The organism is Sorangium sp. So ce295 (assembly GCF_051527405.1).
GTDB classification, from domain to species: domain Bacteria; phylum Myxococcota_A; class Polyangia; order Polyangiales; family Polyangiaceae; genus Sorangium; species Sorangium cellulosum_B.
Genome location: NZ_CP150324.1, coordinates 9,486,579 through 9,498,448 on the forward strand (window position 1 = coordinate 9,486,579; position 11,870 = coordinate 9,498,448).

Consider the following 11,870-nt stretch of genomic DNA (forward strand, 5'->3'; position numbering starts at 1 on the left):
GCCTTCTCCGGAGACCTGTGCTTCGACCGAGGGCGAGATCGCCGCGGCGGCGTCGCGCGAGCGCGCGCTACGCCGCGGCGGGTCTCCCCATCGCGTAGGCGATGCCGCTCTGGAGCGTCTGCTTCGTCACCATGCGCCCGAGATCGACGCCCATCGCCACGAGCGTCTGCGCCACCCTGGGGCTGATCCCGGTGAGCACCGCGCGGGCGCCCAGCAGCCTCAGCGCGTCCGCGGTGCGGATCAGCAGGCTCGCGACCTCGGTGTCGACGAGCTTCACGCCGGTGATGTCGATGATCACGACGCTGGCGCCCCTCCCCTGGACGCCCTCGAGCGCCGTCGCCATCAGCTGGAGCGCCCGCGGCGGGTCCACCGTCCCGACGAGCGGCATGACCACGACCCGATCGGAGATCGGGATGAGCGGCGTCGACATCTCCGCGAGCCGCTCGTCCTTGACCCGCAGGATCTCCTCCTGGAGCGCCGTGCGCATCGTCTCCGTGCGCTCGCGCTCCACGAGCTCGCGCGCGAGCCTGTCGTTGGCTTCCCGCAGCTCGGCGGTCCGGCGCCCGACCTCGCCCTCCAGCCCCTCGTTGGCGCGCCGCAGCTCGGCGCTCGCCGCCTCGACCCTCGCGTAGAGCAGCGCGTTCTCCACCGCGATCGCCGCCTGCGACGACAGCATCTCGCACACCTCCAGCCGCGACGCGGTGAACGCGCCGAACGCCGCGTTGTTCTCCAGATAGAGCACGCCCGTGAGGCGGCCCCGGTGCGAGAGCGCGACGCACAGGACGGAGCGCGGGCGGCGCGCGATGACGTACGGATCGGCGGCGAAGCGGCTGTCTTGCGCGGCGGCGTTCAGGATGACGGGCTCCTTGGTCCTGGCCACGTAGCGCACCACCGCCTGGGCGACGTCGCCGCTCTGCTCGAGGGGGAGCGAGAGGCCCACGAGCACGCTGCTCGGCTCGACCGTGGCGGTCGCCTCGACGAGCAGCTGGCCTTCGCGCGCGAGCAGCAGCGCGCCCCGCTGCGCGCCGGCGCTCTCGAGGACGAGCCCCATCAGGCGCTCGAGCACGCGATCCAGCACGAGCTCGCCGGAGATGGTCTGCGCTGCCCGGAGGATCGTCGTCGCGTCGAGGAGCGCCGCGCTCTTCGACGTGGTGGTGGTGGGCAGCGACACCGACGTCAACCGTTCGCCTGACGGCGGCGCGGAGTCCTGGAGGAGATGGGCATGATGCTCCGCGAGGTGCGACGCCTTCGCGATCGCCCCCCAGCGCCGATAGGCGTCGTACGCCTCGGTCATGTGGACGCGCGCCGCCTTCACCTTCCCCGCGGCCGCGAGGAACCTCGCGCACAGCTCGTTCGCCAGCGCCTCCTCGTGGATGAAGCCGCTCTGGCGCGCGCCGGAGATCGCCTCGTCGTAGCGCGCCATCGCCTCGACCTCCCTCCCGGCCACGCGCGCCACCTCGGCGAGCACGAGCTGATGGCGGTGCCGGTAGTTCTCGGGGCAGCTCTCCGCGAGGAGCGAGAGGCGGGTCTGATGCTGCGCGAGCGCTGCGCCGCGCCGCTCCCGTTCTGCCGCGTCTGGCAGCGCCAGGATCGAGAGCGCGGCGTAGAAGGGAAGCTGGTCCACCGTGGGCGTGCCTCCGGCGATGGCCACCATCGGCGCGGCGAGCTCCGCCATCGCCAGGGCCCCCTGCGGGTCCTCGTAGAGGAACGCGAGCCGTGCCTTGATCACGTGGTACCAGAACGCGGCGAGCGGCAGCTCCGGCAGCGTCGCGACGAAGGCGGCCTCGTCGAACCCGTCATCGCCCAGGCTGCCTCGGCTCTTGGTCTGTCCCGTGAGGTTCGCGACCATCTGCCGCATGATCTGCAGCACCGCCACGCTCGGGCTGTCCTTGAGCCGCCGCGAGAGCGCGAGGAGATTCTCGATCACCTCGCCCACGTTCCCGAGCTCCTCGCCGAGGGCGAGCCGCGTCTCGGCGATCTGGAAGCAGGCGTAGGGCAGGAAGAAGTCGCCGGACTGCACGCCGGCGTCGTAGGCCCGCTCGAAGTAAGGCAGCGCCTTACGGAGGTGCCTGCAGCGATGGATGAACCCCGCGAACTGGACGTTCAACTTGCAGACCATCTCGCGGTGGTTGAGCTTGTCGTTGAGATCGATGGCGAGCTGCCCGAACTCGTGGCCCTCCTTGAAGCGCGCCCGGGCCACCGAGAGAAAGAACCCGTAGGTGACATAGCCGCTCGCGGACCCGTCCGAGTGACCGTACCTGAGGGAGATATTGACCTGCCTGGCGATGAGGAAAGCAAAGAGCGGGTGTTTCGACGCAAACGCGGCGTTGAGCATGACGACGAGGAACCTCATGAGGGCCCGCTTGTCCGGGTCCGTCATGAGGGGCGCGTCGATGAGCTCCGCGACCCGGCGCCCGCCGAGGCCGGCCTGCACGTCCGCGAGCTCCGCCTGCACGACCGCCGCGATCTGCTCGCCGCTCTCCGGCAGCTCGATGCCGAAGTGCGCGAGGCCCGCCAGCCCGGCGGCCATGGCGTCCGCATAACGCCCCTGCGCCATGTACACCGTGATGCGCAGCTCGTGAATGCGCACCTTCTCCATCCGCTCTCGCGCACGGCCGAGCAGGACGTCGCACCGCGCGAGCGCGCGCTCGAAGCGGCGGGTGAGGAACTCGCACTCGGCCAGATCCATCTGCATCGCGAAGGTCAGCTCGCCGCCCCGCTCCCAGCCGTCCGCGAGCCCGTCGAGGAGCGAGATCCCGGCGTCCAGGTACCGGAACGCCGCCTCGAAGGCCGCCGCGGACCTGGCCCTCCGGCCGGCCGCGAGGTTCATCCGGGCGAGCTCGCGCCGCTCGTCCTCCGAGCCAAGCAGGCCGGCGCCCAGGTTCATGTGGTCGACGATCGCGAACGTCTCGCCGTCGCCGCTCGCTCCCTCGCGGCGGGCGAGCAAGAGCCGTCCGAGCCTGAGGTGCACTTCGGGCCTCCCCGCGGGCTCGATCAGGGCGTAGGCGGCCTCCTGCACGCGATCGTGGAGGAACTGATAGGAGACGTTGCAGGCCGGCTGCTCCGGGATGTCCGCGTCTCGCGCGACGCCATCATGGTAAAACCGGTAGTCGGCGCCGAGGGGCAGGACGAGCCCATCGTCCATCGCCCCCCACAGGTGCGCGGCCGTCTCCGCGAGGGGCCTCTCGCGAGCGAGCGCGAGCGTCTCCAGATCGAACTGGTGCCCGAAGCACGCGGCGAGCTTCAAAGCTTCCTGGGTCTCGGCCGGGAGCCTTCGCAGGCTGTCGACCATGAACTCGACAACGTTCTCCGCGATGGGCGTGTCCTGGATACGCCGGAGGTCCCAGGTCCATGCCTCAGCGCTCCGGTCCAGCGTGATGAGCTGCTGCTCGTGGAGCCGCCGGAGCAGCTGCGTCAGGTAGAACGGGTTGCCGTGCACCTTCTCGAACAGGAGCGAGGCGAGCGGCGCCGCGCGATCACGCTCGCAGTGCAGGGTGTCGGACAGGAGCTGGTTCACGTCGGCGAGGCCGAGAGGCCCGAGGGCCAGCTCGGAGACGGTCGCGCCCGCGCTCCGGAGTTCGCTGAGGGCGAACGAGAGCGGGTGTCCCTCGTCGACCTCCTGATCCCGGGCCGCGCCGATCACGAGCAGATGAGCGCCGCCCGTGTTGCTCAGGATGATCTTGAGCAGGTTCAGCGAAGCTGGATCGGCCCACTGCAGGTCGTCGAGGAACAAGGCGAACGGGCGCTCGGAGGACCCGAGCGCCCTCATGAAGCGTTGAAACACCATGTGGCAGCGGCCCTGCGCCTCGGTCGGCCCGAGCTCCGGTACGCTCGGCTGCGGCCCGATCAGCCATGAGAGCTCGGGGACGAGATCGACCATGACTTGCCCGTTCTCCCCGAGCGCCGCCGTGATCCGGTCTCTCCAGCCCTTCAGCGCCTCCGCCGGCTCCACCATGATCTGCCGGATCAGCTCCCGGAGCGCCTGCTGGAAAGGGGCATACGGGACATTCCGGTCGAGCTGATCGGATTTGCCAGCGATGAAGTACCCTCCGCGCAGGTGCGCGACGGCGTGCCGTATCTCCTTGATCAGCACGGACTTGCCGACGCCGGCAGGGCCCCTGACCATCACGAGCTCGGTCGCCCCCTGCGCCGCGCGCTCGAAGGCGGACAGGAGCGCGGCGGTCTCCGCCTCCCGGCCATAGAGCTTCTGCGGGATGCAGAGCTCGGCGGAGAGATCGTGCCCTCCGAGGCGGAACGGCTCGACCCGCCCGGCCCGCACGAGCTGAGACAGGCAGGCCTCGAGATCGACGCGGAGGCCGTGAGCGCTCTGGTACCGGTCCTCGGGGGCCTTGGACAGGAGCTTCATGACGATGTCCGACACCGCCCTTGGGACGTCGGGCGACACCTTGCATGGCGAGGTCGGTGTCCTCGCGATGTGGCTGTGCACGAGCTCCACGGAGTCGACCGCTCGAAAAGGCAGAGACCTCGTGAGCATCTCGTACAGCGTGACGCCGAGGGAGTAGAGGTCGGAGCGGTGATCGACGAGCCGGCTCGTGCGGCCGGTCTGCTCGGGCGAGATGTACGCGAGCGTACCTTCGAGCGATTCAGGGCTGCCGATCGCCTGGACCTCCTGGGCGAGGCGCGCCGAGATGCCGAAATCGATGAGCCTGATCGCCTTCGACTCCAGATCGAGGAGGACATTGTGCGGCTTGACGTCCCTGTGGACGATGCGCCTTTGATGGAGGGACTCGAGGATGGCCGCGAGGGCGATGGCGACCTCCAGCGTGGTCCGGAGATCGAGGCCTGTTTCACGCAGGATGTCGCAGAGCACCCGCCCGCCGGTATCCTCCATGACGAGCGCCACGCCGCGCTCGGACGTCGCGAGCCCGTGGACCCTCGGGACACCGGCGATCGCGAGCTCCCTGAGGATCGCGTGCTCGTGCCGCAGCGTCGCCAGCTCTGTAGGGTCGGGGAGCTCGGCCTTCAGCCGCTTGACGATGACCTTCGCGCCGTCCTGCTTCCGGTAACCACGGTGAACGACGACGCTCCTGCCTTCGTGAACCACGTCCGTGAGCGCGTACTCGGACAGACTGATCATGCGCGTTCCCGCAACGCTCGCTCGCCCGGTCTCTCCCCTGGAACCGGGTGGCAACGCAGCGATCCCCCTTGTTCAGGTATCGCAGGGCCTGGTGCAAAATTGCAATGGAGATGTGTACACGACGGTCTGTTCGCGCCACGAAGCGAGCGGGCAGACAAACCATGATCACCCTGACGCGCCGGCACAACTCGACACAATTCCACCGAAGTGGAATCGTTCCGGCGCGCTTCCCCGAGCTGGCTCAGCGGGAGACGAGGTCCTTCATCCAGGCGACGTCGTCAGGCGTCGCCTCGTGGAGCTCGCCGGCCCACTCCTCGTCGGTCATGCGCTCGAAGTCCTCGGTGATCTTCTCGAAGTACGAGGAGGCGAGCCCCACGAAGGCGCGCGGCGTGCCGCACGGATCGGCGGTGACGACCATGAGCCGCGGCCGGCCGGTGCCCACGTGCAGCACGCGCCCGACCGGCGCCCCGCCCTCGTCGGTCGGCTGCGTGTGCACGTCGGCGATCGTCGGATCCTCGGCCACGGTCTGGAAGACGTCGAAGAAGAGCTCGGCGTACCAGCCCACCGCCCCCTCGTCCGAGCCGCAGCCGGTCTGGATCCGGACGGCCTGGTTGATGAAATCGAGGTGCTCCTGGGTGAGGGGCACCCCGGCGCGCTCGTTCTCGGCCATCTCGCCGAGCGTCCGCGCGACGCTCTGCAGCTTCGCGAAGTACGCCGGCACCCGCTGCGCCAGCAGCGACGGCGCGCCCGACAGATCGAGCGCCTCGACGGCGCGGCTGCCTTGCTCCGCCAGCTCGGCGATGCGCGCGAAGAACGCCGGGTACGGGTCGACGTAGGCGTCCGGGAACTCGCACGTGGCGCCGCTCGTGTACGACTGCTTGGCGTAGAGCAGCGTGTCGTGCCGGAGCTCGGCCCACGAGGCGAGCTGGGTGTTCAGGAGGCGCCGGCCCCACGCCTCGGTCTTCGCCACCCCGGGCAGCCCGGTCGTGTCGGCGAGCGCCTTCGCCGGCGACAGCTCCCGCAGCGCGCCGAGCCAGTGGTTGTAGAGGTTCTTGCTCCAGAAGTCGCCGGGGTGCGCGTCGACGAGCACGCGCATCATGTGCAGGTCCGGCGCGTAGGGGAACTTCCCGAGCTCGGGCGCGAGCAGCTGACCCGCCTGATCGTTGCCGAGCGCGGCGAAGCCCACGTCGAGCGGGCTCGGCATCATGCGCTTGACGGCGCCGCCCATCGCCCGGTCGTAGACCACGTTCGAGAAGACGTGCGAGTCGACGACGTACCGCTGGCCGAGCAGCGCGAAGCTCGACGAGAGCGGCATCGTGCCCTTGCCGAGGCCGTTGATCATGATGTGGCTCGAGATCCGCTGCGTCCCGTGGCCCTTCTTCACCACGACGTCGATGATCTGCTCGTCCGGGAGCCCGGCGAGGCCGGCGGCGCCGGCGAGGCCGAGGTCCTTGAGCAGGACGTCGAGCTCGGGCAGCGTCATGTAATCGCTCTCGCCGACGAAGGTCTGGACCGTGTCGTCGATGCGCGTGTACCGGGCGAGGGTGCCCTCGTCGGCGAGGGCGCGCAGCACATAGGCGCCCTCGAGCTGCCGCCGCTGCAGGACCTGCGTGCCGTCCTGCTGGGTCTCGAGGAAGCGGAAGTCGACGCGGCCGAGCCACATCATGCTGCGGAAGTAGCGCTGGAGCTCCGGCGAGTCGGTGTAGTGGCCGCGGGGCTCGAACTGCGAGAAGTCCATGATCCGCTCGGAGCCGAAGAGGCGCACCTTGCCCGCGCCCTGGTGCGCCTTGGCGCCCGCGACGAGCTCGTCGATCTTCGCGGCGTCGGCGCCCGCCACGGGCGCGACGGGCGCGTCGCTCAGCAGCGAGAGCGCCACGGCGGTGAAGAGGTCCGCGTCGGCGCGCGCCTCGGCGCCGAGCTCGCCGCCGGCGCCCGAGGCGAGCCGCGCGCGCATCTCCTCGAGCATCGCCCCGAGCTCCGGCGCGAGCGCGGCGAGCTCCACGCCCTTCAGGATCGCGTCGTACGAGCGGTGGACCGCGTACAGGATGGAGTCGGCGGACACGTAGAGCGGCAGATCGAGCGCATAGATGCTCGCGTAGCCGTAAACGAAGGTCGGAAAGGCCTTCTTCTCCGAGATGACGAAGCCGCTCTCGGAGAGCTTCGCGAGCTCGTCCTCGTCGAGGGCGAGGGAGGTGCCCTGGACGAGCGAGAGGCCCTCGGCGTCCGCAGGCGCGTAGGGCAGGCCCGTGGCGAAGGGGACGGCGTACCTCGAGGCGAAGTCCTCGGCGGTCATGTTCGCCGAGGACTCCTGCTCGTCGAGCAGCGCGCTGAGCTCCGCCTGCTGCTCGGGCCCGAGCGGCCCCGGCGGCTGCTCCGACTGCGTACCGCCGGTCTGCGTGCCGCCGGTCTGCGTGCCGCCGGTCTGCGTGCCGCCGGTGTCGGTCTGCTGGCTGCTCTCGCCGGAGCAGCCGCCGGCGAGGGCGAGGAGGATCGGAACGACGTGAAAGTGAAGAAGCATTTTGCGCATCGTGTTTCCCTTCCAGAGCGCGGCTCCGGTGCGCGGAGCGCGGCGCCCCCGCTGCGGGCAAGGACAGTGCCGCGGGCGCGAGGCGCGCTCCCCTCTTCGTCCACAACAGGAAAGATCCGCTCGGATACAGCAGGATACGGCACCATCGCGAGGATGCGCTGCTGCGGAGGACTGGCACGATGTCGCCGCGCCGGGATCAGGTGGGATCATTCGAGGCTTGCGCTGCGCGGAGAGGGCGTGGTGAGACCGTGACGACCGCCGGAGAGGAGAATCGGTCGTGTCGTCCCGACGACTGTCCTCTTCACGCTTCACGCTTCACGCCCATCGACGCCTGAGCGTCCCCGCGCTCCCCGCGCGATTCTGTCGATTTCTTGCTCCCCATGACAAAGTGGGAACATCGCTGTTTCGACGGGGCCCCGAGGAAACTTGGCGGTCCCATGCACGATGAGCGTGACGGCGGCGAATCGGATCCACTACAAGGGGCGCCGGAGGCGAACCATGACCATCACGTTCTATTACTCCCCCCAATCGAGCGCTGGGCGCATCCGTCTGACGCTCGCCGAGCTCGGTGTCCCCCACGAGGCCGTCCGGGTCGATCTGCGCGCCGGCGACCAGAGGAAGCCGGAGTTCCTCGCCCTCAACCCCAATGGCCAGGTGCCGACCCTCGTGATCGACGGCACCCCGATGTTCGAGTCGGTGGCGATCCAGATCGCCCTCGGCGAGCGCTACGGCGTCGAGAAGGGCCTGTGGCCGGCCCCCGGCTCGCCCGAGCAGCTGACGGCCCTGACGTGGCTCGTCTGGGGCCAGGTCAACCTGACCAGCGCCCTGTTCCGCTACATCAAGAACACGAGCGACTGGTTCCCCAAGGAGCAGCAAGACGCGAAGCAGGCCGAGGCGGCGCTGACCGAGACGCGCAGCCTGCTCCGCATCCTCGACGGCCGCCTCGACGGCCGCCAGTACCTCACCGGCGAGCGCTGTACCCTGGTGGATCTCGACCTCGCGTCCGTGCTCGGCTGGGGCCTTCAGGCGGGCAAGATCGACATCTCCGAGCTGAAGAGCTTGAAGGGATGGCTCGGCCGCATCATGGAGCGCCCGGCCGTGAAGGCGGTCATGGCCGAGGGCTGAGCCCGAGCGCCTCGCTCGCCCGGGCGGGCGAGGCGCGCCCCGCCTCTTCTTCATCGACCGCGCGGCGAGCGCTCACGGTCATCCACGCTGTCCACGCGATGTGGGCCGCGCGATGTGGGCCCCGCGCCCCGAGCGCCCTTGCGCGCGCCGGACACATGCTAGAACTCGGCCGCAATGACGGTCCTCCAGGTCGCCGACCTCAGCTTCGGTTACGGCGCGGACAGGCTCTTCCAGGGCATCACCTTCTCCCTGGAGCAAGGCCAGCGCGCCGCGCTCGTCGCCCCGAACGGCGCGGGCAAATCGACGCTGCTCCGCCTCGTCGCCCGCGAGCTCACCCCCGACACGGGCTCGGTCGTGATCCGCAAGGGGATCCGGTTCGCGTACTTCCGGCAGTCGCACGAGCTCGCGGCCCAGGGCACGGTGCTCGAGGCCTTCCTCTCCGGGTTCTCGGAGGTGCTCGAGCTGCGCCACGCCCTCACCGCGGCGCAGCACGCGGCCGCCAGCGGCAGCGAGGCCGATCTCGCCCGCCTCAGCGATCTCACCGACCGCTACCACATCGCCGGCGGCGACGATCTCGAGCGCCGCGTGGAGATCATCGCGGCCCACCTCGGGTTCTCGCCAGCCGACATGGATCGCCCCGTCTCGAGCCTGTCGGGCGGCGAGCGCGGGCGCCTGCAGCTCGGCGTGGTGCTCGCCATCGAGCCCGATCTCTTGCTGCTCGACGAGCCCACGAACCACCTCGACATCGAGACCATCACCTGGCTCGAGAAGCACCTCGCGGGCCTCGGCGGCGCGCTCCTCTGCGTCTCGCACGACCGCGCGTTCCTCGACGCCGTCTGCCCGCACACGTTCGAGCTCGGGCAGCGCAGCTTCCGCGCCTACCCGCTCAGGTACAGCGACTACGCCGTCGCCCGCGAGGAGGACCTCGCCCGGGAGCGGGAGCTCGCCGAGCGGCAAGAGGCGTTCGTCGCCAAGACCGAGGACTTCATCCGGCGCAACATCGCCGGCCAGAAGACGAAGCAGGCGCAGAGCCGGCGCAAGATGCTCGACAAGCTCGAGACGATCGACCGGCCCGAGGACGTGTGGGCGACCGCCGAGAAGGTCCGGTTCCGGTTCGCGCCGGCGCCGCGCAGCGGGGACATCGTGCTCGACGCGCGCGGGCTCGGCGCCTCGCGCGGCGGGCGCACGCTCTTCTCCGGGGTGGACCTCCTCCTGCGGCGCGGCGACCGCGTCGGCATCGTGGGGCCCAACGGGACGGGCAAGTCGACGCTGCTCAAGCTGCTCGCCGGCGCGGGAGCGCCCGAGGACGCGGGCGACGTGCGGCGCGGGACGAACCTCTGCCAGGGCTACTTCGACCAGCACCTCGGCTCGCTCGACCCGTCGAGGACCGCGGTCGAGGAGATCCGCAGCGTGCGCGCCGACATGAACGTCGACGCGACACGCCAGTACCTGTCGCGCTTCCGGTTCTACGGGGACGACGCGCTCCGGAAGGTGCAGGGCTTCTCCGGCGGCGAGCGGAGCCGGCTCGCGCTCGGCAAGCTGCTCCTCGAGCCGCGCAACCTGCTCTTCCTCGACGAGCCGACGAACCACCTCGACATCCCCGCCGCCGAGATCCTCGAGGAGGCGCTCGCGGGCTTCGAGGGCACGGTGCTGCTCGTCTCGCACGACCGCAGGTTCCTGGAGGCGGTGACGACGCGCATCGTCGCGGTGCGCGAGGGGCGCGTGGACATCTACCCCGGCGGCTTCCGCGACTACCGCGACAACCTCGAGAAGCTCGCGGCCGAGGCGGAGGAGGCGGAGCGCGCGCGCGAGGAGGGCGAGAGGGCGAAGGGCGCGCGGGGAGCGCGGAAGACGGCGAGCGCGCCGCCGCCGCGCGAGGAGCCGAAGGCGGAGGCGGCGGACCGGGGCGCGAAGGCGTCTGGCCGCGCGGTGCGGCGGAGCGGCGCGACGATGCCGCCGCCGGACGACGCGGGCGCGGGCGACGCGGCGGCGCGGCGGCGGGCGTTCGAGAGCGACAAGGCGGCGGCGCGGGCGACGGAGCGCAAGCGCAAGCGGGTCAAGGAGCTGGAGGGGGAGATCGCGGCGGGCGAGTCGCGGCTCGCGGAGATGCGCGAGGCGCTCAAGCAGGACCCGGGCGGCGACTGGGCGAAGCTCGCGGCGGCGGCGCGCGAGGAGCAGGCGCTCGCGAAGCGCGTCGACGCCGCGATGGCGGAGTGGATGGCGCTCAGCGAGGAGCTCGGGGCCTCGGCGACGACGGCGGGAGGCGAGGCGTGAAGCGGCGGGCCGGGGGGGCGCGGATCGCGGGGGTGCTGCTCGCGCTCGCCACGGCGGCGGCGCTCGGCCCGGCGTGCAAGGAGAAGCGCGATGACGGCACCACGCCCGCGCAGGCCGTCGCCGAGCTGCCGCCGCTCGAGCTCCGCGACGACACGGCGAACCTGATGCTGACGTGGATCGACGAGAAGGGCGATACGCACGTCGAGCTGCGCCCGGCCGACGTGCCGGCCGAGGGCCGCGCGCTCGTGCGCGCCATGCTCTCGGATCGGACGGAGGGGACGCGGGACGCGTTTTACATCGCGGATCTGACGCAGAAGCGGCCGGACGGCACGTACGCGGTCCGGACGATGCCGCGGAGAGAATGGGAGTCGCTGCTGGAGAAGCGGCGCGCCGAGCACATCGCGAAGACGGCGCCGCCGCCCGCGGCGCCGGGCCCCGGCGGCTCTGCGGGCGCCGGCGCGCCGGGCGCGCCGAGCCACCTCGCGGGGGTCACGGTGATCATCTACGGCGCCTCGTGGTGCAAGCCGTGCCACCAGGCCGCGGACTACCTGCGCTCGAAGGGGATCGCCGCGGTGGTGAAGGACATCGAGGAGGACGCGGGCGCGGCCGCGGAGATGCAGGACAAGCTCGCGAAGAGCCACCAGCGCGGGGGCAGCATCCCGATCATCGACGTGCGGGGGCAGATCCTCGTGGGGTTCAGCCCGGGGGCGATCGACCAGGCGCTCGCGCGGGCGGCGGGCGGGACGACGCTCTGACGCAGCCACGGCGGGGCTCCGCGCTCGTCAGGAGCGTGGCCGGCCCGGGCCGCAGCCCTGCGCACGCTGACCGCCCGAAAGCGGCCCTATC

The 11,870-nt window shown here is 71.0% G+C and carries 5 protein-coding genes; 3 read left to right on the forward strand and 2 right to left on the reverse strand.

Annotated elements, in window-relative coordinates; translation table 11 throughout:
- Positions 1-67: 67 nt before the first annotated feature.
- Both WMF11_RS35990 and WMF11_RS35995 read right to left on the reverse strand, forming a co-directional pair.
- Entirely contained in the window at positions 68-5,098 is a 5,031-nt protein-coding gene (locus WMF11_RS35990; protein ID WP_437973942.1) for an AAA family ATPase, read from the reverse strand.
- A gap of 241 nt (positions 5,099-5,339) precedes the next feature.
- Positions 5,340-7,625, reverse strand: a complete 2,286-nt coding sequence (locus WMF11_RS35995; protein ID WP_437973943.1) for a DUF3160 domain-containing protein — start codon at positions 7,623-7,625, stop codon at positions 5,340-5,342.
- A gap of 498 nt (positions 7,626-8,123) precedes the next feature.
- On the opposite strand from WMF11_RS35995, the gene WMF11_RS36000 reads away from it, so the two are divergent.
- The 3 genes from WMF11_RS36000 to WMF11_RS36010 all read left to right on the forward strand — a co-directional run bounded on the left by WMF11_RS36000 (position 8,124) and on the right by WMF11_RS36010 (position 11,779).
- A complete protein-coding gene (locus WMF11_RS36000; RefSeq protein WP_437973944.1) occupies positions 8,124-8,750 on the forward strand; it encodes a glutathione S-transferase family protein in 627 nt (208 codons plus the stop codon).
- 174 nt (positions 8,751-8,924) lie between these two features.
- Positions 8,925-11,024, forward strand: a complete 2,100-nt coding sequence (locus WMF11_RS36005; RefSeq protein ID WP_437973945.1) for an ABC-F family ATP-binding cassette domain-containing protein — start codon at positions 8,925-8,927, stop codon at positions 11,022-11,024.
- A complete protein-coding gene (locus WMF11_RS36010; protein WP_437973946.1) occupies positions 11,021-11,779 on the forward strand; it encodes a glutaredoxin domain-containing protein in 759 nt (252 codons plus the stop codon). The genes WMF11_RS36005 and WMF11_RS36010 overlap by 4 nt, the downstream gene beginning before the upstream one ends.
- The last annotated feature ends 91 nt before the right edge of the window (positions 11,780-11,870 follow it).